Annotated in this window: 23 protein-coding genes; 12 read left to right on the forward strand and 11 right to left on the reverse strand. The window is 38.7% G+C overall.

Features of this window, described 5'->3' with window-relative positions:
- The first annotated feature begins 143 nt into the window (after positions 1-143).
- A complete protein-coding gene (locus F984_RS18300; protein WP_000269732.1) occupies positions 144-395 on the forward strand; it encodes a GlsB/YeaQ/YmgE family stress response membrane protein in 252 nt (83 codons plus the stop codon).
- 46 nt (positions 396-441) lie between these two features.
- On the opposite strand, the gene F984_RS18305 is transcribed toward F984_RS18300, so the two are convergent.
- Both F984_RS18305 and dmeF read right to left on the reverse strand, forming a co-directional pair.
- On the reverse strand, positions 442-1,140 hold the full coding sequence (locus F984_RS18305; protein WP_004711265.1) for a DsbC family protein: 699 nt from the start codon (positions 1,138-1,140) through the stop codon (positions 442-444).
- A 94-nt stretch (positions 1,141-1,234) separates the two neighbouring features.
- The gene (gene dmeF / locus F984_RS18310; protein WP_004711267.1) at positions 1,235-2,212 is read right to left on the reverse strand and encodes a CDF family Co(II)/Ni(II) efflux transporter DmeF; all 978 of its coding nucleotides are present in this window, start codon (positions 2,210-2,212) and stop codon (positions 1,235-1,237) included.
- Positions 2,213-2,269: 57 nt separating this feature from the next.
- Here dmeF and F984_RS18315 point away from each other — a divergent pair, with 57 nt between their 5' ends.
- Positions 2,270-2,533, forward strand: coding sequence for a metal/formaldehyde-sensitive transcriptional repressor (locus F984_RS18315; RefSeq protein WP_002051959.1), 264 nt, complete (start codon positions 2,270-2,272; stop codon positions 2,531-2,533).
- A gap of 50 nt (positions 2,534-2,583) precedes the next feature.
- On the opposite strand, the gene mnmE is transcribed toward F984_RS18315, so the two are convergent.
- From mnmE to rpmH, 5 genes are all read right to left on the reverse strand, one after another.
- Positions 2,584-3,939, reverse strand: a complete 1,356-nt coding sequence (gene mnmE, locus F984_RS18320; RefSeq protein WP_004711269.1) for a tRNA uridine-5-carboxymethylaminomethyl(34) synthesis GTPase MnmE — start codon at positions 3,937-3,939, stop codon at positions 2,584-2,586.
- A 91-nt stretch (positions 3,940-4,030) separates the two neighbouring features.
- A complete protein-coding gene (gene yidC / locus F984_RS18325) occupies positions 4,031-5,791 on the reverse strand; it encodes a membrane protein insertase YidC (RefSeq protein ID WP_004711270.1) in 1,761 nt (586 codons plus the stop codon).
- A 5-nt stretch (positions 5,792-5,796) separates the two neighbouring features.
- The gene (gene yidD / locus F984_RS18330) at positions 5,797-6,117 is read right to left on the reverse strand and encodes a membrane protein insertion efficiency factor YidD (protein ID WP_002051924.1); all 321 of its coding nucleotides are present in this window, start codon (positions 6,115-6,117) and stop codon (positions 5,797-5,799) included.
- A 10-nt stretch (positions 6,118-6,127) separates the two neighbouring features.
- Entirely contained in the window at positions 6,128-6,520 is a 393-nt protein-coding gene (gene rnpA, locus F984_RS18335) for a ribonuclease P protein component (protein ID WP_004706196.1), read from the reverse strand.
- Between the two features lie 30 nt (positions 6,521-6,550).
- Entirely contained in the window at positions 6,551-6,685 is a 135-nt protein-coding gene (gene rpmH, locus F984_RS18340) for a 50S ribosomal protein L34 (protein WP_000831329.1), read from the reverse strand.
- Between the two features lie 670 nt (positions 6,686-7,355).
- On the opposite strand from rpmH, the gene dnaA reads away from it, so the two are divergent.
- From dnaA to cybC, 5 genes are all read left to right on the forward strand, one after another.
- Positions 7,356-8,753, forward strand: coding sequence for a chromosomal replication initiator protein DnaA (gene dnaA, locus F984_RS18345; RefSeq protein ID WP_004711271.1), 1,398 nt, complete (start codon positions 7,356-7,358; stop codon positions 8,751-8,753).
- A 97-nt stretch (positions 8,754-8,850) separates the two neighbouring features.
- Positions 8,851-9,999, forward strand: a complete 1,149-nt coding sequence (dnaN, locus tag F984_RS18350; RefSeq protein WP_002051938.1) for a DNA polymerase III subunit beta — start codon at positions 8,851-8,853, stop codon at positions 9,997-9,999.
- 14 nt (positions 10,000-10,013) lie between these two features.
- Positions 10,014-11,096: a DNA replication/repair protein RecF gene (gene recF / locus F984_RS18355; protein ID WP_004711272.1), complete on the forward strand. Its 1,083-nt coding sequence runs from the start codon at positions 10,014-10,016 to the stop codon at positions 11,094-11,096.
- Between the two features lie 52 nt (positions 11,097-11,148).
- Positions 11,149-13,617: a DNA topoisomerase (ATP-hydrolyzing) subunit B gene (gene gyrB, locus F984_RS18360; RefSeq protein WP_002051923.1), complete on the forward strand. Its 2,469-nt coding sequence runs from the start codon at positions 11,149-11,151 to the stop codon at positions 13,615-13,617.
- Positions 13,618-13,654: 37 nt separating this feature from the next.
- Positions 13,655-14,047: a cytochrome b562 gene (cybC, locus tag F984_RS18365; RefSeq protein WP_004711273.1), complete on the forward strand. Its 393-nt coding sequence runs from the start codon at positions 13,655-13,657 to the stop codon at positions 14,045-14,047.
- Positions 14,048-14,135: 88 nt separating this feature from the next.
- Here the strand turns inward: cybC and F984_RS18370 are convergent, their stop codons facing one another.
- Complete coding sequence (locus F984_RS18370; RefSeq protein ID WP_004711274.1) at positions 14,136-14,693, reverse strand: VTT domain-containing protein; 558 nt, start codon at positions 14,691-14,693, stop codon at positions 14,136-14,138.
- Between the two features lie 266 nt (positions 14,694-14,959).
- Entirely contained in the window at positions 14,960-16,891 is a 1,932-nt protein-coding gene (locus tag F984_RS18375) for an ATP-binding cassette domain-containing protein (RefSeq protein WP_004711275.1), read from the reverse strand.
- A 252-nt stretch (positions 16,892-17,143) separates the two neighbouring features.
- Here F984_RS18375 and F984_RS18380 point away from each other — a divergent pair, with 252 nt between their 5' ends.
- The 4 genes from F984_RS18380 (at position 17,144) to erpA (ending at position 21,223) form a co-directional block, all read left to right on the forward strand.
- The gene (locus F984_RS18380) at positions 17,144-18,148 is read left to right on the forward strand and encodes a putative solute-binding protein (protein ID WP_004711276.1); all 1,005 of its coding nucleotides are present in this window, start codon (positions 17,144-17,146) and stop codon (positions 18,146-18,148) included.
- A gap of 255 nt (positions 18,149-18,403) precedes the next feature.
- Entirely contained in the window at positions 18,404-19,411 is a 1,008-nt protein-coding gene (locus F984_RS18385; protein WP_002051905.1) for a putative solute-binding protein, read from the forward strand.
- A 347-nt stretch (positions 19,412-19,758) separates the two neighbouring features.
- Positions 19,759-20,763, forward strand: a complete 1,005-nt coding sequence (locus F984_RS18390) for a putative solute-binding protein (RefSeq protein WP_004711277.1) — start codon at positions 19,759-19,761, stop codon at positions 20,761-20,763.
- Positions 20,764-20,887: 124 nt separating this feature from the next.
- The gene (gene erpA / locus F984_RS18395) at positions 20,888-21,223 is read left to right on the forward strand and encodes an iron-sulfur cluster insertion protein ErpA (RefSeq protein WP_000993572.1); all 336 of its coding nucleotides are present in this window, start codon (positions 20,888-20,890) and stop codon (positions 21,221-21,223) included.
- A gap of 59 nt (positions 21,224-21,282) precedes the next feature.
- Here erpA and F984_RS18400 read toward each other — a convergent pair whose 3' ends face one another.
- Positions 21,283-22,125, reverse strand: a complete 843-nt coding sequence (locus F984_RS18400) for an alpha/beta fold hydrolase (RefSeq protein WP_004711278.1) — start codon at positions 22,123-22,125, stop codon at positions 21,283-21,285.
- A 126-nt stretch (positions 22,126-22,251) separates the two neighbouring features.
- Positions 22,252-23,379, reverse strand: coding sequence for an anhydro-N-acetylmuramic acid kinase (locus F984_RS18405; RefSeq protein ID WP_004711281.1), 1,128 nt, complete (start codon positions 23,377-23,379; stop codon positions 22,252-22,254).
- Between the two features lie 61 nt (positions 23,380-23,440).
- On the opposite strand from F984_RS18405, the gene tyrS reads away from it, so the two are divergent.
- On the forward strand, positions 23,441-24,673 hold the full coding sequence (tyrS, locus tag F984_RS18410) for a tyrosine--tRNA ligase (protein ID WP_006581460.1): 1,233 nt from the start codon (positions 23,441-23,443) through the stop codon (positions 24,671-24,673).
- The last annotated feature ends 274 nt before the right edge of the window (positions 24,674-24,947 follow it).

Below are 24,947 nucleotides of genomic sequence, written 5' to 3' on the forward strand. Positions count from 1 at the left end.
ATTTTTTTATATAACGTTTTAGCTTTGAACAAAAAAGACACAAAAAGTCGCAATCTGCTACAGACAAAACAGTTGGCTCTGTCGCACGATAGAATATGAAGCAAAATCATTAACTTCATCAAAAAAACAACTGGAGAACAAATATGTGGTCACTTATTGTTGCTATTGTGGTTGGTTTCTTCGCAGGCTTAATTGCACGTGCTTTACATCCTGGTGATGATAAAGCAGGTTTTATCGTTACTACTTTAATTGGTATCGCAGGTTCACTTTTAGCCACTTATGGTGGTCGTTTACTTGGTCTTTACGGAGAAAATTCAGCTGCGGGCTTTATCGCTTCCGTAATTGGTGCAGTCATCATTTTGTTTATTTACAACTTGATTGCACGAAAAAGCTAAACTTCAGTTCATTCATAAAAAAAGCACCTAATGGTGCTTTTTTTATTTACAGGCCTAGCTCTTTCCAAACTTCCTGAATTTCTTCAGCAGACCTCGCACCTACTAGTTTAAAACCGTTTGCAAAAATTAGGGTAGGAGTAGCATTAAAACCTAATTTTCTTCCAAGTTCCAAGTTCCGATCAATTGGGTTTGCGCAGCTCGCAACTGTTGGTTTTACACCTTGTTCAATCAGTTTCTTCCAAGAGTATGACTGGCTCGGTGCACACCAAACTTGTCTAGAAACCACAATAGACTGAGGTTTTAAAGGGTAAATAAACGTGTAAATTGTTACATCTTTAAGTTTATCGAGTTCAGGTTCAAGTTTTTTACAATAAGGGCAATTCGGATCGGAGAATACCGCTAAAACATGCTGACCATTACCTTTGACCGTTTTAATGGCATCTTTTAAAGGTAATTGCTTCCAATCAATTGAGTTTTGTTCTAGAACTAAGTCTTTGGTTAAATTCTTCTGGTCCTTTAAGCGGATCATAGAGCCTACCAGCATATGCTGACCATCTTCACCAAGATAAATGATTTGTTGATCTAGATTGGCGCTATATAACCCAGGCATTTCGGTTTTCTGAATATTGCTAATTTTTAAATTAGGATATTGTTTTTTAATATTTTCCCGAACTGTATCTACATTAGCGAAACTCAAACTTGTTGTTAGACTAAATAATGCCAATATTCCTAATTTTTTAAGCATAAAACCGACTCGAGGACAGGAGAGTGAACATTTTAGTCAGTTCCGTTAATGAAAACAGAACTGATTACCGAGATATAACCAAACTTCTACCCAGTTATGCTAATGTTTCACGTGGAACATAAATAGGTTTTAAAGTATTAATTTCTACCGATATATGCACTATTTCATCATGAATCGATAAAGCATGACGAATCTGGTCTGCATTCAATGAAATATCATCAGTTTCTAGCGCTAAAATACAAGAAAATTTACCTTTCGCGACTTTCCAGACATGAATATCTGTAATTTCAACATGTTTTGGAAATTCGGCTATTACTTCCCGAATTTCTTCAACTACTGGATGATCCATTTCAGCATCTAGAAGAGTTTTTCCTGTCTCTTTCATTAAACCAAATGACCACTTTGCAACTAAAATAGCACCTAAAATCCCTAAAAGGGCATCTAAAAAATCCCATCCAAAATACTTACCGGCACAAAGCGCAACAATTGCAAAAACAGAAGTTACAGCGTCTGCAACCACATGTAAAAATGCAGCTTTTTGGTTCAAATCATGGTGATGAGGCCGATGCTCATGGTGATGGTGATGGTGATGGTGATGGTGATGGTGATGGTGATGGTGACCATCATCATGAAGTAACCAAGCACAAATCAAGTTAACAATTAAACCTAAAATTGCAATTGGAATAGCTTCGTTATAAAAAATCTCAACTGGATTCAATAAACGTTGAAATGACTGAAAAGCCATAATAATAGCGACAACCATAAGCAAAATTGCACTGCTATAGCCGGCTAAAATCTCAATCTTCCACGTCCCAAAACTAAAACGATGGTCTTTTGAATAATATTGAGCTGCGCGATATGCAAAATAGGCTAAACCGAGCGCCAACATATGTGAGCTCATATGCCAGCCATCAGCCAAAAGTGCCATCGAGTTAAAAAACCACCCTCCAAATATCTCTAAAACCATCATGGAAGCCGTTAAAATGGTTGCAATCAAAATCCGTTTTTGTGCTAAGGGATTTCCTTCATCAAACTGATGTTGATGATGACGTGATACACTATGATCCTGCATAAAATTTAAACCTAATATACTCCCTACCAGTATATTAAATTCTACAAGAGAAAACAGATGAGTCACATTGGTCAGGATAAAAAAATTCTTAATCGTGTAAAACGGTTAAAAGGACAAATCAACAGCATTGAAAATGCGATAGAACAAGCAGAGTCTTCATGTATCGATATTTTGCAGCAAGTTGCAGCCATAAAAGGTGCTATAAACGGTTTAATGAGTGAATTAATGGAACAGCACTTACATCATCATGTGCTTAAAGGTGCAGAAATCGATCAAAATGAGCTAGAAGAATTTTTAAAAGTTTTAAAAAGATATGGCTAAAAGAAAGTTCTGGATGACACAACAATACGTATCATCCAGATTATTTAAAATTATTTTCCAATGCAGAACGAACCGAAGATTTTGCCTAATAGATCATCGGCACTAAAGTCTCCAGTAATTTCACCTAAAGCATTTTGAGCAAGACGTAGTGATTCAGCAACGAGTTCACCAGCGTTAAATACAACAAGTTGCTCACGTGCCTCTGCCAAATAGAGCTGAGTGCGCTTCATTGCGTCTAAATGACGAGTTCTCGCAATAAATGTATCTTCCTCAGGGTGAAAGCCTGCATGCGCTGTAATCGCATCTACGAGGCCTTGTACACCCATCTCTTGTTTTGCTGAAACTGTAATATGACGGAATCCTTGATAATCACCTATTTCGGCAGATTGACCAGTTAAATCACATTTATTGCCGATTAACATGAGACGACGCGGTTCAATATGTTCAGCAAAGTATTCTTGAGCGAGTTGTAATGGGTCATCACCTTGATTTAAATCGTAGACCAATAACAGCAGATCGGCCTGCTCAATTTCTTTGATTGCACGGCGAATACCTTCTTTCTCGACCACATCTCCCGTTTCACGAAGACCTGCAGTATCAGTTAAGGTAATTGGTAAACCATTTAAGCTAATTTTTTCATGCAAAACATCACGAGTCGTACCAGCAATGTCCGTTACAATCGCTCGTTCTACACCAGCAAGCGCATTTAACAAGCTCGATTTACCCGCATTTGGTTTACCCGCAATCACAACCTGTAGACCTTCACGGAGTAATTGCCCTTGTCGTGCAGAAGTTTGAACTGCATGCACCGACTGTTGAACATCTTCCAGTAAAGCTAAAATTTTGCCATCAGCCAAAAAATCAATTTCTTCTTCTGGAAAATCAATCGCAGCTTCTACGTGCAAACGTAAATGAATCAGTTTTTCTAAAACTGTATTAATTTTTGTTGAAAATGCACCTTGCAGAGAACGAACTGCCGAACGAGCCGCAGCTTGAGAGGTGGCATCAATTAAATCGGCAATAGCTTCCGCTTGTACCAAATCCATTTTGCCATTTTCAAAAGCTCGCATGGAGAATTCCCCAGCTTTTGCAGCAATCGCACCCAGCTCGAATAGACGGCCAAGGAGAGCATTTTGAATGACTGGACCGCCGTGCCCCTGTAACTCGACAACATCTTCACCGGTAAAAGAATGTGGATTTGGAAAGCATAGGACAATGCCTTCATCCATAATGCTTCCATCAGCATCATAAAATTTACGAAAACCTGCCATACGCGCTTCAGGCAAGTTTTTTTGTGTCAACTTTTGAGCAATTTCATAGGCCTTAGGTCCAGATAAGCGAATCACGCCCACTCCACCACGCCCTAGTGGCGTTGCAATTGCAGCAATTGTGGTTTGACTTTGCATATTATTCACCTAAAAAACCTAAAATACAGCCAAAGAAAAATCCGCCTAAGATTACCATCTTAAGCGGATTGATTCAGCAAAAGTTCAACGATTAAGATGCTGATTCAGTCTTGTTTAGACGACTTTTCTCAACACTCTTGTTAATAAACCATTGCTGTAAAATGGTAATACTGTTGTTCACAATCCAGTACAACACTAGACCCGCAGGGAAGAACAACATAAATACCGTGAACATAATCGGCATAATGCGGAATACTTTCGCTTGCATTGGATCAGCTGGTTGCGGGTTCAACATTTGCTGAGCAAACATTGTCGCACCCATAATTAACGGCAAGATGAACCAAGGATCCATTGCAGATAAGTCTTGAATCCAGCCTAACCATGGTGCATGACGTAATTCCACACTTTCCATGAGTACCCAGTACAACGCAAGGAAAATTGGCATTTGTAGCAATAACGGCAAACAACCAGACAATGGGTTCACTTGTTCACGTTTATAAAGCGCCATCATTTCTTGCGAGAAGCGCATACGGTCTTCACCGAACTCTTCTTTCATGCGTTGCATTTCTGGTGCAATCACACGCATTTTCGCCATAGAACGATAACTTTTTGAAGATAAAGGCCATAAAATCATCTTCACCATAATGGTAAGTAAGATGATTGACCATCCCCAGTTGCCTACAATGCTATGGAAGAATTGAAGACCTAAGAACAATAACTTCGCAATTGGCCATAACCAACCATAGTCCACAGTCTGGTTCAGACCGACAGCTAAATCTTTTAATTCAGATTGTACTTTAGGACCTGAATAAAGCTTTGCATCTACTTCCATTGAAGTGCCAGCTGGAACATTAATTACTGGCGAAGTAAAGCCAATAATATTCATATGATCAGCAGACTGACGTGATTCAAGCTTAGCAACATAAGGCTGACCATTTGCTTGAGTCAGTTTAAGGTTTCCTGGAATCCAAGCACTTACAAAATAGTGCTGAACAATCGCAACCCACCCACCTTTAGCATCAGCATTTAATTTTTCTTCTGAGAAATTAGCAAACTTAAGCTTGTTATAGTGTGAATCAGGCGTACCCCAAGCTCCCCCTAAGAACGTCCCTAGAGTAAAAATACCTTGAGAAGACTTACCAGGATCCTCAGAGTTATCACGCTTTAACTGTCCAAACATCTGACCTTGCCAGTTTTGTTGGCTACGGTTAATCACTTGATGGCTTACAACAATCGGGTATTGACCTTGGGTAAAGGTAAAAGTTTTAATAATTTCAACGCCTTCTGGTGTTTTAAATACCATTGGTACGCTTAAAACTTTTTCAGACTGACCCTTTTGATCCTGCACACCCTTAGCATCAGCCAAAGTATATGATGTTTTTTCAACCGCATATAACGGACGACCACCACGACTACTATCTGGTCCATTCAAACCAATTAAGCCAGACTGAGCAACATATGTACGCTTGGCATCATTTTCAAGCATAACAAAAGGTTGATTACTGTCTTTGCTTTTGTCGTGAGAGAGTAATTCAATACGAACAATATCACCACCTTTTGGATTAATCCAAAGATGATAAAGGTCAGTTTGTACTGAAATAAGCTGTTGATTCACAGGTGCTGTCGCATCTGTGGTTTGTGACTGCGCAATATTTGCTTGTGGCACATCGGAAGCCACTGTTGCAGTTTTAGCATTTGGCAAATCAGCAGATATTTCATGTGAACTTACAGCCGCCGCTTGTTGTTGCGGTGCAGTTGCAGCATTTCCATAATCTTTTTGCCAAGCCAAAATGAGCAAATATGCGGTGACAAACATGGCCCCGAGAATTGCAAACCTGGCCCATTGTTGCATATCTATTACCCCAAATGGTTAGAGAGATTTTGCTTCATTAAACGATCACGAAAGGGTACAGCAACATGATGCGTTTGAGAATCTATTTGATGAAACGAAATAAAACGAATTGCTTTTGGCGGTACCGGATCATATCCGGAGCCTCCCCATGGATGACATCTGCAAATACGTTTAGAAGATAGCCAAACGCCTTTGATTGCACCATGAGTTTGTAATGCTTCTATCGCATATTGGGAACAAGTTGGGATATAACGACAACGGGGTCCAAGAAGCGGACTAATCGCAATTTGATACAGTCGAATGAACCAACGCAAAATACGAACCATTGGTCATCTCTTAATTTTGCGAGGTTGGGACAACTTTAGAATGTTTTTTTGCCAAGCGTTGTAATTTTTGCCAAGCAAAATCTAATTGTTGATATAGCTCAGCGTTCGTAATCGTTTCTATACCAACTTTAGGCATTACAACAACATCTATGTCTAACCCAAATTTCGGCTGATTTAGACGAAAGCTCTCACGAGCAAGACGCTTTATTCGATTTCTTTCATGCGCACGGCGCACTTTTTTCTTAGCAACAACAATACCCAAACGGCTATTAGGCTGTTCGGTGAATTTTGCAAGAAATAAAAAATGGGGTTGATGCACTTTAAAAAGCGCACCATCAAATACACTTTTATAATCTGCAGCACAGCGTACACGACGATCTGTGCTAAAACTGTAAAGTGCCATCACACCCAAGTCTGGTCAGCGTAACAGTAATTAAACAGTTAAGCTATGACGACCTTTTGCACGACGACGAGCTAATACTTGACGACCAGCTTTAGTTGCCATACGAGCACGGAAACCATGAACGCGTTTACGCTTTAATTCAGATGGTTGGAAAGTACGTTTCATATCGAAACTCCCAAAAATGATCTTTCTATAAAGGTCCGCGATTTTATTGTGCAATGTTTACTCTGTCAATGATAAACAGAGAAAGTTTTGTATTTAAGTCAAATTTTTAGTTCTTCATCCTCTCTTTATATTAAGTCAATTTTTATCATTTAAAAGTTATACACAAAGTAATTGTTTATTTTTATTATGACTTTTAAGATATACACTTCTTATTTACATACTTATCAACAAACCTTGATGTGGAATGAGTTTGGATTTGGTATATTTGAATTTAAATTCATATTTTTTAGTTATCCACAATTGGGAGTGACCCTATTAAATAAATTCAAATTTTAAAATTTAAATTTATTCTTATTAGTGTGGACTTTTTCTGTGGATTTGATGGTTTTAAATTTAAAAAACATATATTTGAATTGTTGATAACTCTGTTTTTATTATCTTTATGGATTGTGGATAAGTTTATGTGATAATTTATCCACAGGATGTGCAAAAAGTTATACACAATTGGTTTTGAATTTAAATTTATTCACAAGAGATTTCTTTTTAGTCAAAATCAACCGAATTCGTCATGACAGATGTGGATAACTTGGGTAGAATGGCGACCCCTTCTCATCAGGAAGGGTTAATCTTTAAATGATTTGAATTTAAAACGCAGACATAGGGGATACACATGCTTTGGACAGACTGCTTAACTCGCTTGCGACAAGAGCTCTCTGATAACGTCTTTGCGATGTGGATTCGCCCTTTAGTAGCTGAAGAAGTAGAGGGTATCCTACGTCTATATGCCCCTAATCCTTATTGGACACGTTATATTCAAGAGAATCATTTAGAGTTAATATCTATATTGGCGGAACAATTGTCTGAAGGACGCGTACGTCAGGTTGAAATCTTGGTCGATTCACGTCCTGGTAGTATTTTGTCTTCTAATGAACAACCAGCAACAACTACAGCTGCTTTACAAAGTGCACCGGTTTCACAACCTACTAAGGTTAAAAGAGATCCAGAACCTGTTGCTAACCCTGCAGTTAGTTCGAAAACTTCAAAAAAGAAACTATTAAACCCACAATTTACTTTTTCGCTATTTGTTGAGGGCCGTTCTAATCAAATGGCAGCGGAAACTTGTAGAAAAGTATTAACACAATTAGGTGCTTCTCAACATAACCCTTTGTTTTTATATGGTCCAACGGGTCTTGGTAAAACTCACTTAATGCAAGCGGTTGGTAATGCTTTACTGCAAGCTAAGCCGAATGCGAGAGTCATGTATATGACTTCGGAAAGTTTTGTACAAGATTTTGTGAGTTCATTACAAAAAGGAAAGGTTGAAGAGTTTAAGAAAAATTGTCGTTCTTTAGATTTGTTATTAGTGGATGATATTCACCTTTTGGCTGGTAAAGAAGCTAGTCTTGTTGAATTCTTTTATACATTTAACGCCTTACTTGATGAATCTAAACAAATTATTTTAACGTCTGATCGATATCCTAAAGAATTAACAGAACTTGATCCACGATTGGTTTCTCGTTTTTCTTGGGGACTGTCAGTAGGTGTTGAACCACCAGATATTGAAACCCGAATCGAAATTCTACTTAAAAAAGCTGAGAATAGTGGCGTTGATTTGCCTAGAAACTGCGCATTATTTATTGCACAACAAGTGGTAGCAAACGTACGTGAACTTGAAGGTGCTCTTAATAAAGTTGTCGCAATTTCACGTTTTAAAGGTGCTCCAATCGACCTTGATGTTGTGCGAGAGTCTTTAAAAGATGTATTGGCAATCCGTGCTCGTACAATCAGTGTGGAAAATATCCAACGTGTAGTGAGTGAATATTTCCGTATTCCTCTAAAAGAACTGGTAGGTCCAAAACGGACACGAATTTATGCTCGACCACGCCAATTAGCAATGGGGCTTGCCCGTGAGTTGACTGGTGATAGTTTTCCGGAAATTGGAATGGCTTTTGGTGGGCGAGACCATAGTACCGTGATGCATGCTTGTGAAAAAGTGGTCAGTTTGCGGGAAGAAGATCCTATCTTTGACGAAGATTATAAGAATTTACTACGTCTTCTTCAGAGTTAATGAAATCATAAGACGTTGTTGCAAAGTCTCCATAAGTGCAGCATAGTACACAGCTAAAAAATGAAATGTTTGCTCCAAGTTGCTAGAGGAATGAATCGTGCGTTTGAAAATCGCTAAAGAAAGTTTACTCAATGTTTTATCGCATGTTGTCGGTGCGGTAGAACGTCGTCATACCTTGAATATTCTTTCAAACGTCAAAATTCAGACTAATGGTCAAGCACTCACCATTACTGGTTCGGATTTAGAAGTTGAACTGGTGGCGAGCACTGCTTTATCAGAAGGGGCGTGTCTTGAAGCAGGTGAAACGACTGTTCCTGCTCGTAAGTTAATGGACATTTGTAAATCTTTGCCTACCGCTGCATTGATTGATTTACAAATTACTGAAGATCAAAGATGTATTTTAAAGTCTGGTAATAGCCGTTTTGTATTAGGTACTTTACCAGCAGAAGATTACCCGTTGTTAAATACTGAAAATAGCCAAGGTACGCAAGTACAGGTGACTCAACGTGAACTAAAGCGTTTATTTGAAAAAACTGCTTTTGCAATGGCTGTACAAGATGTACGTTTTTATTTAACTGGTACTTTGTTAGAAATTGATGAAAATCAATTGCGTGCAGTCACAACTGATGGCCACCGTCTTGCCCTATGTGAAATTTTGGCCTCTTCTAGTTCGTCTCAATTAGTACAAGCAATTGTGCCTCGTAAAGCTGTTGGTGAACTACAACGCTTACTTAGTATTGAAGATGAGCAACTCACTTTGCTTATTGGTCGTGAATTATTAAATGTAACGATTAATACGCCAAGCCGTGATAAAGAACAAGGTGATATTACAGTTCGTTTTACGACAAAATTGATTGATGGGAAATTCCCAGACTACCGCCGTGTGATTCCACGTGGTGGCGATAAACATGTTTTGATTGGTCATGACGTATTTAAACAATCATTACAACGTGTCGCAATTTTAAGTAATGAGAAATTACGTGGTGTGTTCTTAAACTTTAATCAGGATTCTTTACAGCTTCGTGCAAATAACCCTGAACAAGATGAAGCGATTGAGGATTTAGCAATCCAATATCAAAATACCCCATTAGAAATGTCATTTAATGCTCAATATTTACTTGATGTGTTGGGTGTATTAGATGGTGATGATGTAAATATGAGCATGACTGAAGCGAACCAGTCGGTATTAGTGCAAGATCCTGCTCATCCTGACCAGACTTATGTTGTTATGCCGATGCGTGTCTAAACTGGTTTAATTCTATGCATCTTACGCGCTTAAACATAGAACGCGTGCGTAATTTAAAAACGGTTGCACTCCATGGTTTGCAACCGTTTAATGTTTTTTATGGCGCTAACGGTTCGGGTAAAACATCAATTTTGGAAGCGATCCATTTACTTGCAACAGGTCGCTCATTCCGCACACATATCCCAAAAAACTATATTCAATATGAGGCTGACGACGCGATTGTGTTTGCTCAGTCAGCAACTGAAAAAATTGGTATGCAGAAACTCGCTTCTGGCGAGCAGTTGATGAAAGTAAATGGAGATACAGTTGCAACCCAAGGTCAACTCGCCAAATTACTCCCTTTACAACATATTGATCCACAAAGTACAGATATTATTGACCATGGTGCTAAGCCAAGACGTCAGCTTTTAGATTGGCTAATGTTCCACGTGGAACCTGAGTTTTATTTTGCTTGGCAGTATTACTCTCGAGCTTTAAAACAGCGAAATACCTTACTCAAAACAAGACGCAATCTTTCTTTGGCTGACTTAGAGCCGTGGAACAAAATGTTGAGTGATTATGGTGAAATTTTACACTCACAGCGTTTAAGTATCGTAGAACAATGGAATGTATATTTCCAAAATGATTTAAGACAGTTACTGCCTGATTTAGAGATTGAGCTGGAATATAGCCCCGGTTTTCATACAGAGCAGGGGCTCATGCAAGACTTGCTGAATCAGCATCAAAAAGACATTGAAAGACGTTATACAGAGTATGGTCCACATCGGGCAGATTTGCGCTTAAAAACACCTTTTGGACACGCCGATGATGTTTTATCAAGAGGTCAGAAAAAACTCCTGATTATTGCCTTAAAACTGTCACAAATTGCAATGTTGCATGCGAGTAATAAGGAAACTGTGGTATTATTAGATGATCTGACAGCAGAATTAGACTTAACCGCACAACAACGTTTAATTGAACGATTAAGCCAACTTGGTAGCCAGGTTTTTATGACAACTTTAGATCATGCATCGGTAAAAAAACATTTACATGATCTGTCTATTTCATATCAATTATTCAGTGTTGAATCCGGTCAAGTTAGTCTTGCTTCACCATAATTTTTTGATGTTAACCATCTTTGAATAAACCTATATTTGCTAGGGAGAAACCATGAGTTCAGAGTCTCAATCAGCCTCTCAAACAGAACAAACCAATGAAAAGGCTTATGATTCCTCTAGTATTAAAGTATTACGTGGATTAGATGCAGTTCGTAAACGTCCGGGCATGTATATTGGGGATACAGACGACGGTACCGGTTTACACCATATGGTATTCGAGGTTGTCGATAACGCAATCGATGAAGCCTTAGCGGGTCACTGTGACGAAATTATTGTCACGATTCACGAAGATGAATCGGTGAGTGTTTCAGATAATGGCCGTGGTATTCCAACTGATATTCATCCTGAAGAAGGTGTATCTGCAGCAGAAGTTATTCTTACCATTCTGCATGCGGGCGGTAAGTTTGATGATAACAGCTATAAAGTTTCAGGTGGTTTGCACGGTGTAGGTGTATCAGTCGTAAACGCACTGTCTAGTAAATTACATTTAATTATTAATCGTGCTGGCCAAATTCATGAACAAGAATACCATCATGGTGATCCGCAATATCCATTACGTGTGATTGGTGAAACGGATAACACAGGTACGATTGTACGCTTCTGGCCAAGTGCAGAAACTTTTAGTCAAACCATTTTTAACGTTGAAATTTTAGCGCGCCGCTTACGTGAACTTTCTTTCTTAAATGCTGGTGTACGTATCGTTTTACGTGATGAGCGTATTAATCTTGAACATGTTTATGACTATGAAGGTGGTTTATCTGAGTTTGTTAAATACATTAACGAAGGTAAAAATCATCTGAACGAAATTTTCCATTTCACGGCTGATGCAGATAACGGCATTGCTGTAGAAGTTGCATTGCAGTGGAATGATAGTTATCAAGAAAATGTTCGTTGTTTCACAAACAACATTCCACAAAAAGATGGTGGTACACACTTAGCAGGTTTCCGTGCGGCATTAACGCGTGGCTTAAACCAATACCTTGAAAATGAAAACATTCTCAAGAAAGAAAAAGTGAATGTGACTGGTGATGATGCGCGTGAAGGTTTAACTGCTATTATTTCGGTTAAAGTTCCTGATCCAAAATTCTCTTCTCAAACGAAAGAAAAATTGGTGTCTAGTGAGGTAAAACCAGCAGTAGAGCAGGCAATGAACAAAGAGTTCTCTGCTTACTTACTAGAAAACCCGCAAGCTGCAAAATCAATTGCTGGTAAGATTATTGACGCTGCTCGTGCACGTGATGCTGCGCGTAAAGCGCGTGAAATGACACGTCGTAAGAGTGCATTAGATATCGCAGGCTTGCCAGGTAAATTGGCTGACTGTCAGGAAAAAGATCCGGCACTTTCTGAATTATATCTTGTCGAGGGTGACTCTGCGGGTGGTAGTGCCAAGCAAGGTCGTAACCGTAAAATGCAAGCTATTTTACCTTTGAAAGGTAAAATCTTGAACGTTGAACGTGCCCGCTTTGACAAAATGATTTCGAGTCAGGAAGTCGGTACATTAATTACAGCACTTGGCTGTGGTATTGGCCGTGAAGAATATAACCCTGACAAGCTTCGTTATCATAAAATTATTATTATGACCGATGCCGACGTCGATGGTTCGCACATCCGTACATTGTTATTAACGTTCTTCTTCCGTCAAATGCCGGAGTTAGTTGAACGTGGTCATATCTATATTGCACAGCCACCTTTGTATAAGCTCAAAAAAGGTAAGCAAGAGCAATATATTAAAGATAATGATGCTTTGGAAACTTATTTAATTTCAAATGCAATTGATGAGCTTGCTTTGCATATTAGTGCAGAAGCACCTGCAATTACAGGCGAAGCATTAGCAAAAGTGATCCAAGACTATCAAGTTTCACAAAAGAGCTTACAACGTTTAACGTTGCGTTATCCAGCAAGCTTACTTGATGCATTACTTGAAGTAGATGCCTTTAAAGCTGATCAGAACCATGACCAGGCTTATGTACAGCAATGGGCAGATCAAGTACGCGAAGCTGTACAAAGACTACAGCCAAGTTTGCGCCCTGAAATTACGCTTGAAACCTTCGAACGTGAAAATGCTCAAGGCGAGAAAACAGCACATTATTGGCCACGTGTGACTGTATATGTCCATAACTTGCCACATGCTTACTTACTTGATGCTGGCCTATTAAACTCAGCAGAATATGCGCGTTTATTGAAGAACTCTAAGAGTTGGTTCAATTTAATTGAAGATGGTGCATATTTACAGAAGGGTGATCGTCGTATTCAAGTGGCTAACTTCCATCAGGTATGGCAGCACATTCTGCAAGATTCGCGTCGCGGTATGATGATCCAGCGCTATAAAGGTCTGGGTGAGATGAATGCTGAACAGCTTTGGGAAACCACAATGGACCCTGAAAACCGTAATATGTTACAGGTGACTATTGATGATGCAATCGAAGCCGATCGTATGTTCTCATGCTTAATGGGTGATGACGTTGAACCACGTCGTGCCTTCATTGAAGAAAATGCATTAAATGCAGATATTGATGCTTAATTGATAGCTAGATTCTAAATCAGTCTAAGGAGAGAAGATGATGAGTCAAAAGTTTATAGCAAGTATGCTGATTTCATGTGCAGCTTTAGTGAGTCATTCTGCATTTGCAGCTGACTTGGAAGCTGACATGAAAACTTTAGCAAAGAGCACAAAAGCCTTTGCTGAAGCGAAAGATCTCAATAACGCAAAACAGCAGCTTGTGATTATGCGTCAGGCTGCATTATCTTCAAAAAAATCTTTACCTCATAAGTTAGAAGGTTTACCGCCGGAAAATGTACAGGTAAAGCAATATCAAGCGGGTTTAGATCAGTTGGTTGCTGAAATTGATCGCGTTACTGTATTGGTTGATAAAGGTCAATTAGACCAAGCCAAAACTGAAGCAATAAATCTGGTTAATATTCGTAATGAAAACCATAAAAAATTTAGATAGATTCATTTTGATCTAAATAAAATAAAGGGAATGATTGATTCATTCCCTTTATTTTTTGGTTTATTTGAGTGGATTAACTCGAAAAAAATTAATTTTCTACTAAGTCTGTAACTTGAATGAGTGCGTGGCCAAACAAATATCCGGCTGTTAACAAAAGGCAGATCCACAAAATAGCTCCAGCGACATTATAGATTAAAAACTTTCCATAACTCATGTTGCTAGAGCCAGCAGCTAATGGCGCAAAAGAGCGTGCAAAAGGAATAAAGCGTGCCAGAAGAATGGTTTTCCCACCGTGTTGTAAGAAATAACGGTTGGTTTTATTTAAATACTCTTTCTTAATAAAACGTGATTTTGCTTCAAAAATACGGTTACCAAAATGACGTCCAATAGAGTAGTTCACAATATAGCCTAGGGTGGCAGCTATGGTAAGCAAAGTAATCATATAACCCAGATGCATCATTTCAATTACTGAGCAAAGTGCCCCTACAGTTAGAAGTAAACTATCTCCTGGTAAAAAGAACATAAAAACAAAAGCTGTCTCAGAAAAAATGATCAAAAAGAGTATGGCATAGACCCATGCGCCATACTCCTGAATTAAAATAGGTAAAAAATGTTCAAAATTAGTAATAAAATCAATAAAATTCATTCAGTTTGTCTGATCCCGAATTAAATACCTACTCAAGAAGGGTAAAAACGAAGTTACAGAATTTAGTTAAATTATCTGTATATGGCAACCCTTAAGATGTAGCTTAAGTTTTATATGTTATCAAATTTGAATCTATCTCAAAAATTTAACAGCTGAATGAAATATTATTAGAAGTCATTCAAATTTTTATATAGTAGTGCAAATAAAGCTCTAATTTGAACTAAAAGCCAGTACTGGTACTTAAAAATACCAGTACTGGTAAGAACTTAGTTTTCGAAAGAAGCTTCCATTTCCTCAAGTTCCATCATGAGTTCTAAAAGTTGCTCTTCATGTTGTTCAAGCTTCGCCTTCAACTCAGTCTGTTCATTCATCAGCTTAAGCAAATCATCTTTACGATTCGCTTCATATAATGAGCTATCTGCTAAAGCTTCTTCAATTTCAGCAAGTCGCGGTTGAAGTTTTTCAATTTGTGACTCAACTTTTTCAATATTTTTACGAATAGGACGAGTCTGTTCACGACGGCGTGCGGCTTCCTTACGCTGTGCTTCTTTATCAACTTTAGTTGGAGCAGGGGCAGCAGCAGATGAGTTATTTGCTGCTATAGCAGTCTGAGCATTGATCTGCTGCTGACGCGCTTCACGTAGCCATTTAGCATAGTCCTGCAAATCACCTTCAAATTCGGTACATTTGCCCCCGTGTACTAAAAGAAGCTCATCACACACACTGGCAATAAGTTGGCGTTCGTGAGAAACCAGAACAACTGCACCTTCAAAATCTTGTAAAGCCATGCTCATTGCATGACGCATATCAAGATCTAAATGGTTGGTTGGCTCATCGAGAATTAAAACATTTGGACGCTGCCATACAATCAGTGCTAGGGCCAAACGAGCGCGCTCACCGCCAGAAAAGCTTTCACATGGTGTATCCATGCGTTCACCACTAAACCCGAAACTCCCCAGAAATGAACGTAAAGTAGCTTCACTAATTTGTTTATCGGCTATACGAGCGAGTTGAAGCATTGGGCTGGCGTGACCATCTAAAGCGTCCATTTGGTGCTGCGCAAAGTAACCAATGTTAAGTAGCTCAGAAGCTTTACGTTCACCTGCTAGTAATGGTAAATCACCGACCAAGCTCTTAATCAAAGTTGATTTACCTGCGCCGTTCATACCAAGTAAACCAATACGCGAATTTGGTGTAATTTGTAATCTGATTTTTTCAGCAATTAGCTTTTCGCCATAACCTATGCTGGCATTATCTAACGTCAGCAACGGTGAACTCATTTTGGTCGGTTCACGAAAACTAAAAGTAAACGGTGTATCTACATGAGCAGGTGCGAGTTGCTGCATACGCTCAAGTTGTTTTATACGACTTTGTGCCTGACGAGCTTTAGTTGCTTTTGCTTTGAAACGGTCAATAAATTTTTGTAGGTGAGCACGTGTTTCTTGTTGCTTTTCAAAAGCTTGTTGTTGTTGTGCTAAACGTTCACTTCGAGTTGTTTCAAATGTGGAGTAGTTACCAGTGTAAAGCGTGAGTTCCTGATTCTCAATATGGAGAATATGGTCTGTAATTGCATCTAAAAAGTCGCGGTCATGCGAAATGAGGATGAGGGTACCTTCATAGGCTTTAAGCCAGTCTTCTAACCACAAAATTGCATCTAAATCTAAGTGGTTTGTTGGTTCATCTAGTAACAGTAGATCAGAACGACTCATTAATGTACGCGCCAAGTTTAAGCGCATACGCCATCCACCTGAAAAGCTAGCAACGTTTAAACGTAATTGATGCTCTAAAAAACCTAAGCCAGCCATAAGCTGGGCAGCTTTAGATGGTGCTGAATAACCGTGAATTTCATCAAAGCGGCCATGTAGTTTAGCCAAGTCTGAATCTGTGAGTTGATCTGGATGAGCAAGCTTATTTTGAATATCCCAATATTCTTCATCACCAGAAAGAACAAAATCGATGGCAGGCATGTCTAGAGCTTTAACTTCTTGTGCCATATGCGCCACTGTCCAGACCGAAGGGCGAGTAAGAGTACCTTCATCTGCGCCTAAACTGCCTAGTAATGCTGCAAATAATGTTGATTTACCTGCACCATTGACCCCAGTCAGACCAATCTTCCAACCTGGGTGTAATTGCATAGACGCTTTTTGAAAGAGAACACGTCCACCGCGGCGTAAAGAAACTTGGTCAAATTGAATCATCTTGTATTATCGAGGTGAGTTAGGGATGCTGTATTTTAAAGAGAACTGAACCTGAAAACAAAACTTTCAGAGTTTTAGTTTCTAAATGTTGAGATTGCATGGCTTAACCTATCTTTATTAAAGCTATTCGTCTGAAAATATCTAAATTTTTAACGAGATAGACCACATTCTAAAAAATATGGCTAAAATAAAAACAATTTAAAACTTGGTTGATAAATGAACTCCTAATAAAACTAGACTAAGGAAAGTCAAATGAAAAAAGGATTGGGGATAATTGGTGCAGTATTTTGCTGTGCTATGGGAACAGCACATGCTGGGCAAAATGTATGTGTATTCGATTTATTGGGAAAATCAGGTGAATCCTACAAAATGATGGAAGAGTGGGCATTGGCAGCGAAAAGTTGGCAGGCCGACATTACTTTAATTCCATTTCAAGACGAAGCTTTGGTAGATCGTAGACTGCGTGAGGGCAAATGTGACGCAGCTTATATGACCTCAATGCGAGCGCGAAATTACAATAAATTTGCAGGTTCGATTGATGCTATTGGTGGGGTGACAAGTAATGCAATTGCTCAAAAGGCAATTAGTTACGTTTTAGACCAACGTAATAAACATCGTATGGTAACTGCACAAAATGGAACAAACTACGAGGTGGTGGGGATTGTCCAGATTGGTTTAGCTTACTTGTTTGTAAGAGATAAAAGCCTCAACTCAATTGAAAAAGTACGCGGTACTAAATTTGCTATTTTACAATATGACGCAGCCCAAAAAATTATGGTGGAAAGTGTAGGTGCGCATCCTATCCCATCAGAAATTACAGATTTTGTGAAAAAATTTAATAATGGCCAAGTCGATGCCATTGCCGCCCCTGCTTATGCGTATAAACCATTAGAAATAGGCAAAGGTATTGGAACAAATGGGGCAATGTTTACTTTTCCCGTGGTCAACGTTACAGGGGACTTAATTGCAAGAAGTGATAGGTTTCCAGTCAATTTTGGAATGAAGTCTCGTGACTGGTTCATTAAGCAATTACCGCAAAATTTTGCGATGGTGAAACGGTTGGAAGCTGGAGTACCCTCTAAAATTAAAATCAATTTTTCAGTTGAAGATAAACTGAAATATCAAAAAATATTACGAGAAGGTCGCCTTGGCCTTACAAAGCAAGGAGTATATGACGCAACCATGATGAGTGTACTAAAACGTGCACGATGTACCATTGAACGAACAAATTTTGAATGTACGCTCAATGGTGAGTAGTTTGTTTTTTAATCACAAAATCGCTACACATATTTCAAAGCTGAATATGGGTATGAAAATTGTGAATATAAAAAGTAACTTACGGAAAATTAGTAGTTTTTAATTTTGATAAATAATTTAAATAGCACAAACAATGATCCAATGAGATAAAAATATTTGAGTAAAAGCTCTATTTTTTTCTAAAAAACATGATTAATATCTGTGTTTGAAAGGAAACTTCAAACAAAAAATCTGTTCCGTGGAAGGATGAAGAAAATGAAAAAAATCGTACTTGCTATGGCTGCCGCTTCTGTTGTTGGTTTTTCTGCTTCAGCGCAAGCAGCGAGTACCGTGTGTGTATTCGACCTCTTAGGAAAAGCAGGCGACTCATATAAAATGATGGAAGAATGGGCTCTAGCTGCAAAAGGCTGGGGTACTGAAATTAACTTGGTTCCTCGTCAGGACGAGGCTGTTGCAGATAATGATTTTAAAGCTGGTAAATGTGATGCTGTAGCAATGACTGCTATGCGTGCACGCCAATATAACAAATTCGCAGGATCAATCGACTCGCTTGGTGGTGTTCCTAATAACCAAATCGCGCAACGTGCTATTACTTATGTATTAGATGCACGTAATGCTGCCAAAATGACAACTAACCTTGGTGGTAAAAAATACGAAGTTGCTGGTATCTCTCCGCTAGGTTCAGCATTCATTTTCGTACGTGACAAAAACATCAACTCTGTTGAAAAAGCTGCGGGTAAAAAATTCGCCGTGTTAGGCTATGACGATGCACAAAAAATTATGGTGCAGCGTGTAGGTGCTCAGGCGGTTCTTTCTGATATTTCAAACTTTGCTGCTAAATTTAACAATGGTCAGGTAGATATGGTAGGTGCGCCTGCTTATGCATACAAACCATTAGAATTAAACAAAGGTTTGGGTGCAAATGGTGTAATGTGGAACTTCCCAGTATTGCATGTAACTGCTGACCTAGTATTACGTGCTGATAAATTCCCTGCTGGCTTTGGCCAAAAGTCTCGTGACTGGTTCGTGAAACAATTACCTAAAAACTTTGCAATGATTAACCGTTTAGAAGCGCAAATTCCAGGTAAATATAAAATGAACCTAAGTGCTGAAGACAAACTTAAGTATCAAAAAATGTTACGTGATGGCCGTATGGACTTAACTAAACGTGGTATTTACGATGCTGGTATGATGTCTGTATTGAAAAAAGCACGTTGTTCTGTAGACAAAGCTAACTTTGAATGTTCAATGCCTGGTGAATAATTCATATTGATCTTAAAAGCCTAGACTTAGTTCTAGGCTTTTTTGCTTTATATAGGCTGTCAATTCAGCCATTGTGGTGAATTGAAAAGTCGCTAATCTAATTTGAAGATAAAACTTCATCTGGATATATGAAGGTATAAAAACTGAACAAGGATGTGAGTGATCAAAGAAGTACTATCGATATTTAAATATCTATTTTTCTTTAATTGAGCTCATATAAACAGAATTGCTCGTAAAAATATCTTAATCGCAAATTTTAGATGAAGCATATCTCATGAGAATCATGCCGACCAGCGTGAAATTTCTTGATGCTAAAAACAAAAAATCTACAAGGAAAGGAAAAGAATATGCGATTTTCCAAAACGCTTTTACTTGCGATGGGACTCACAATAATTTCATTTGCAGCCGAAGCCAAACAAACTATTTGTGTTTTTGACTTCGTTGGTAAAAATGGTGACGTCTATGCACTCATGAAAGATTATCAGCTTGCAGCGAAAAACTGGGGAGCTGATATCGAACTCAAAGTAAATCAAAACGAAGCAGTGATTGCTGAAGATTTTAAAGCTGGTAAATGTGACGGCATTAGCGTATCGGGTATGCGTGGACGTCAATTCAACTCATTTACAGGTTCATTAGATGCTATTGGTGCGATTCCCGATCTCAAACTTGCTGTTAAAGTCATGCAAGGTTTAGCGAGTCCAACCTTTAGTAAATATATGGTGAATGGGCGCTATGAAGTCGTCGGTGTTATTCCGGTAGGGGACGCTTACCTTTTAGTAAACGACCGTAGTATTAATACAGTGGCGAAAGCTGCGGGTAAAAAAATTGCTGTTCTAGATTACGATGAAGCGCAAAAAATTATGGTTCAGCAGGTAGGGGCACAGGCTGTGAGTGCTGATGTGACTAACTTTGGAGCTAAATTTAATAATCATCAGGTTGATATTATTGGTGCACCAGCAGCAGCGTTTAAACCTTTAGAACTACAAAAAGGCTTAGGTACGAAAGGAGCAATCGTTAACTATCCAATCTTACAGGTGACTGGAAATATTATTATTCGTCCAGATAAATTCCCAGCTGGATTTGGTCAGAAATCTAGAGAATGGGTGGCAGGCCAGTTACCACGTGCCTTTACTATCTTAGGAAAAATGAAAGCTGATATTCCGCAAAAATACTGGATGGATGTACCTGCTGCCGATAAACCGGGCTATCAAAAGCTTATGCGTGAATCACGAATTAATCTTACAAAACGCGGTGTTTATGATAAACGGATGATGAAATTATTATGGCAATTCCGTTGTAAGCAAGATGCGAAAAACTTCGAATGTGGCTTACAAGATGAGAATTACAAATAATCTTGATAAAAATACTCAAGATTCGCTTTAAACTTCGAAGACAGACCCTATATTGATTATGCTATACTCAATATAGGGTCTTTTTTATTTTGAAAGGCACAGCAAAATCCGAGGAACAATCATCATGAATGCCCAAGCTCTAGTTTTGACAGATAATGCTGCCAATAAGGTACGCCAACTCCGTGATAGTGAAGGGAATGACGATCTCATGTTACGTGTATATGTAACCGGAGGCGGGTGTTCAGGGTTTTCATACGGCTTCAATTTCGCTGAAAGCGTAAATGAAGATGATGCTGAATTTGTAAATGGCGATGTAAAGATGCTGGTTGACTCACTCAGTTATCAATATTTAGTTGGCTCAGTGGTTGATTACGTTGAAGGCCTTGAAGGTTCACGCTTTATTGTGCAGAACCCAAATGCGACAACAACTTGTGGTTGTGGTTCTTCGTTCTCGATTTAAAAAGAATTTTAAATAAAAAAGCCTCTCTATTTTGAGAGGTTTTTTTATTAGTCAAATCATTATTTTTCACTGATAGATTCTAAAAAGTATTGAACCAGTTCAGGTGCATTCTGATAAGGAATCCAATGAGAAGCGTTCATGAAAATAGCTTTATAACTATTTTTAAAATAACGTGAGTTTAGCTCGGCGCTTTTTTCAGTAACGGCAATATCATCTTTACCCCAAATAAACAGAGTTGGCACATCTATTAATTTAAAAGGATTCTGAGGTTTATCCCAGAAAAATCCACGATACCAATTCAACGCCGTAGTTAGCCTATTTTCTTTTATAAACTCCGTCTCGAATATTTCAATTTGCTGCTCGGTCATGCCAGATGACTTAAGAAAGTTACGGCCTAATTTAGGCATCTTTTTAAATAAAAGTTCGGGCAGAATCGGGAGCTGAAAAATTGCAAAATAATAAGATTTAAAAAGTTGTCTGCTGCTTAAACAAGCTTTTAAAAAAGCAGCTTGATGAGGTACAGAAACTAAAGTGAGATGTTGAATATATTGTGGATACTTCATGGTTACACTAGACGCAATTACAGAACCCCAATCGTGCCCAATTAAATAAACTGGTTGACCAAGCCCCTTAATAAAAACTGCGACATCTTCAGTTAGTTCACTTAAAGCGTAATGAAAGCGGCTTTGTGGTCTAGCATTTAGACTATAACCACGTTGATGAATCGCAAGTGTTCTAAACCCATGCTGATGCAATAGTTCAGAGGTTTGCTCCCAACTATGGGCAGTTTCTGGAAAACCATGCAATAAAACAACAAGTGGACCATCTAAAGGGCCTGAATCAATCACATCGAATGTCCAAGCCCCACGAATATATTGATGAATACGTTTGGTCAAATCCATAACAACATGCCTTACTTATTTTTGTTGGCATTTATCATGAGTTTTTATGCACATTTAAATAACAGCATTTCGGGTCAGTAAATGTGCTATGAGGTCGAATCTAGGTAAAAGAACTTATAAAAAATCTTATACCGCCGTGATTGTTCCTAAAATTCTAAAATCAGACGCACCAGTTACTGCTGGTAAATTACCACTTAAACTATTCACAAAACGCATTGCTAACCATGCAAATGCTGTAGCCTCGACCCAGGTAGGGGAGAGTCCTAAAACATCTGTGGTTTGAACTGACCAATTGTGCTTACGTAAACGCCAGCGTAATTGTTCTAACAAATAAGAGTTATAAGCCCCACCACCACATACATATACTTCGCCAGTTTCCATATCAGAACGATAAATCGCTTTTTGAATAGCACGCACAGTAAGTTTTAATAAGGTTGCTTGAATATTTTCTGGTGTATCTTCTAACTCATCGTAAGTTAAATCATTACGCCAATCGATTAACTGATCATCTAGCCAGTCAATATTGAAATCTTCACGTCCCGTACTTTTAGGGGGCTCTTTAGAAAAATATTCATGCGCATGAAGGCGGTCGAGTAAAGAGCGAATAGGATGCCCATAAGCAGCCCAATCACCATTTTCATCATATGGATGACCCGTATGGCGATGACACCATGCATCCATCAAAATATTCGCAGGCCCCGTATCAAAACCAAATACGCCGTCAGGATTATTGGCAGGCAACATACTTACATTGGCAATGCCGCCTAAATTCAAAATCACACGATGAATGCTTGGATGTTGAAATAATGCTTGATGAAAAGCTGGGACTAATGGAGCACCTTGTCCGCCTGCAGCCATATCTCTACGACGGAAATCTGAAACAACCGGGATTTGAGTGATTTCAGTAATAATGTTTGGGTCGCCAATTTGTAACGTAAAGCCATGCTCTGGACGATGACGAATAGTTTGCCCATGCGAACCGATCGCTTTAATTTGGCTACGGTCTAATTGATGCTTTTCAATTAAGCTATTAATCCCATGACCAATCATTTTGGCTAGAGCAACATCAGCTTTACCCATACGGTCAATTTCATTGTCATCGGGTAAAGTTAATGCCATAAGCTCATCACGTAACTCGGGTTCGAAAGGAACTGTAAGAGTGGCATGAAGCTGTAGTGGCTCAAATGAAGCCGCAACAATATCTACACCATCCATACTAGTGCCAGTCATTACGCCGATATAGATTGCGCTCATATGCAACTTCCCCTGCAAGACGCTGAAAAAATGTTAGTATATCGCACAAATTGAATAACTGATGTGTTTAGGTTTTGTGATGTCAAATTTCTTGCCCGCCGAAGAACAGCTTGCCCTCATCCAACGAGGCACGCACGAAATTATTTCAGAAGAAGATTTACTGAAAAAGCTTAAAGAGAATCGTCCTCTTAAAATTAAAGCTGGTTTTGACCCTACAGCACCAGATTTACATTTAGGACATACGGTTCTTATTAACAAACTAAAAACGTTCCAAGACTTGGGCCATGAAGTTACCTTCTTGATTGGTGACTATACAGCGATGATTGGTGACCCAACTGGTAAAAGTGCAACTCGTCCGCCGTTGTCACGTGAACAAGTTGAAGCCAATGCTAAAACTTATCAAGAACAAGTTTTTAAAATCTTAGACCCGAATAAAACAAAAGTACGTTTTAACTCAGAATGGTTTAACCAAAAGTCTGCTGCTGACCTTATCCAGTTAGCGAGTCAACAAACCGTATCGCGCATGTTAGAGCGTGATGACTTTACTAAGCGTTATAGCAACCATCAGCCAATTGCGATTCATGAGTTCTTATATCCTTTAGTTCAAGGCTATGACTCAATTGCGCTTGAAGCTGACGTTGAGTTAGGTGGTACAGACCAAACCTTTAACTTACTTATGGGTCGTACTTTACAAAGCCGTTATGGCCAAGAATCACAAGTGTGTATCACTGTGCCGATTCTAGAAGGTTTAGATGGCGTAAATAAAATGTCTAAATCTTTAGGTAACTATATCGGTGTTTTTGATGCGCCAGGTGCTATGTACCAAAAAGTATTATCAATGCCTGACTCTTTAATCGAACGTTATTTCGATTTATTAAGTTTTAAATCTCTAGATGAGATCAAAGCTTTATTAGATGAAATCGCGGCTGGTCGTAATCCACAAGAAGTAAAACGTATTCTTGCACTCGAGTTGGTTGAACGCTTCCATGATGCTGAAGCAGCTGCCAATGCTCATAAGAGTGCAGGTAACCGTATTACAGAAGGTGAGGTGCCAGAAGATACACCTGAAGTGACTATTTCACGTGGTGAGTTTGGAGGTGAAATCTTTATTGCTACGATTTTACGTGTAGCAGGCCTAAACCCGAATGCAGCAGCTGCAAAAGATGCTGTAGCACGTGGTGCAGTAAAAGTTGACTGGAATGTAGTAGATGCAGGTTTCTCTGTAAAAGAAAATGGCACTTTCATTATTCAGTCAGGTAAAAAGGCAATTGCACGTGTAACTTTCACTGATTAAGAAAGTTATATAGTGAAAAGCAGGAGTAATCCTGCTTTTTTTATTTCTGGAACTCAAAATTAATTAAGGGTTCCACGTGGAACAATTTGTAATTAACTTAATAAGTAGAAAAATAGAATAAGAAAAAAAAAGAAAGTATGAATCAATAAATAGAGTATTTACTCTAGTTTATCTTTGGAATCTTTGGAATAGAAAATGCTATATATGCCTATAACCTCTATAAGAAGAAATCAAAAATCTAAGGTGAACTGAATTTTCCTAAAATAAAAATGAA

Origin of the sequence: Acinetobacter nosocomialis NIPH 2119 (assembly GCF_000368085.1) — a bacterium.
GTDB lineage: Bacteria > Pseudomonadota > Gammaproteobacteria > Pseudomonadales > Moraxellaceae > Acinetobacter > Acinetobacter nosocomialis.

What these genes read in the sequence shown, in the direction of transcription:
- rpmH (WP_000831329.1), bottom strand. Translation starts at nt 6,685, where the DNA reads ATGAAACGTACTTTCCAACCATCTGAATTAAAGCGTAAACGCGTTCAT.
- F984_RS18315 (WP_002051959.1), top strand. Translation starts at nt 2,270, where the DNA reads ATGAGTCACATTGGTCAGGATAAAAAAATTCTTAATCGTGTAAAACGG.
- tyrS (WP_006581460.1), top strand. Translation starts at nt 23,441, where the DNA reads ATGTGTTTAGGTTTTGTGATGTCAAATTTCTTGCCCGCCGAAGAACAG.
- F984_RS18375 (WP_004711275.1), bottom strand. Translation starts at nt 16,891, where the DNA reads ATGATTCAATTTGACCAAGTTTCTTTACGCCGCGGTGGACGTGTTCTC.
- F984_RS18400 (WP_004711278.1), bottom strand. Translation starts at nt 22,125, where the DNA reads ATGGATTTGACCAAACGTATTCATCAATATATTCGTGGGGCTTGGACA.
- F984_RS18380 (WP_004711276.1), top strand. Translation starts at nt 17,144, where the DNA reads ATGAAAAAAGGATTGGGGATAATTGGTGCAGTATTTTGCTGTGCTATG.
- gyrB (WP_002051923.1), top strand. Translation starts at nt 11,149, where the DNA reads ATGAGTTCAGAGTCTCAATCAGCCTCTCAAACAGAACAAACCAATGAA.
- F984_RS18405 (WP_004711281.1), bottom strand. Translation starts at nt 23,379, where the DNA reads ATGAGCGCAATCTATATCGGCGTAATGACTGGCACTAGTATGGATGGT.
- dmeF (WP_004711267.1), bottom strand. Translation starts at nt 2,212, where the DNA reads ATGCAGGATCATAGTGTATCACGTCATCATCAACATCAGTTTGATGAA.
- F984_RS18305 (WP_004711265.1), bottom strand. Translation starts at nt 1,140, where the DNA reads ATGCTTAAAAAATTAGGAATATTGGCATTATTTAGTCTAACAACAAGT.
- rnpA (WP_004706196.1), bottom strand. Translation starts at nt 6,520, where the DNA reads ATGGCACTTTACAGTTTTAGCACAGATCGTCGTGTACGCTGTGCTGCA.
- recF (WP_004711272.1), top strand. Translation starts at nt 10,014, where the DNA reads ATGCATCTTACGCGCTTAAACATAGAACGCGTGCGTAATTTAAAAACG.
- yidC (WP_004711270.1), bottom strand. Translation starts at nt 5,791, where the DNA reads ATGCAACAATGGGCCAGGTTTGCAATTCTCGGGGCCATGTTTGTCACC.
- mnmE (WP_004711269.1), bottom strand. Translation starts at nt 3,939, where the DNA reads ATGCAAAGTCAAACCACAATTGCTGCAATTGCAACGCCACTAGGGCGT.
- cybC (WP_004711273.1), top strand. Translation starts at nt 13,655, where the DNA reads ATGATGAGTCAAAAGTTTATAGCAAGTATGCTGATTTCATGTGCAGCT.
- erpA (WP_000993572.1), top strand. Translation starts at nt 20,888, where the DNA reads ATGAATGCCCAAGCTCTAGTTTTGACAGATAATGCTGCCAATAAGGTA.
- yidD (WP_002051924.1), bottom strand. Translation starts at nt 6,117, where the DNA reads ATGGTTCGTATTTTGCGTTGGTTCATTCGACTGTATCAAATTGCGATT.
- dnaA (WP_004711271.1), top strand. Translation starts at nt 7,356, where the DNA reads ATGCTTTGGACAGACTGCTTAACTCGCTTGCGACAAGAGCTCTCTGAT.
- F984_RS18300 (WP_000269732.1), top strand. Translation starts at nt 144, where the DNA reads ATGTGGTCACTTATTGTTGCTATTGTGGTTGGTTTCTTCGCAGGCTTA.
- F984_RS18370 (WP_004711274.1), bottom strand. Translation starts at nt 14,693, where the DNA reads ATGAATTTTATTGATTTTATTACTAATTTTGAACATTTTTTACCTATT.
- F984_RS18385 (WP_002051905.1), top strand. Translation starts at nt 18,404, where the DNA reads ATGAAAAAAATCGTACTTGCTATGGCTGCCGCTTCTGTTGTTGGTTTT.
- F984_RS18390 (WP_004711277.1), top strand. Translation starts at nt 19,759, where the DNA reads ATGCGATTTTCCAAAACGCTTTTACTTGCGATGGGACTCACAATAATT.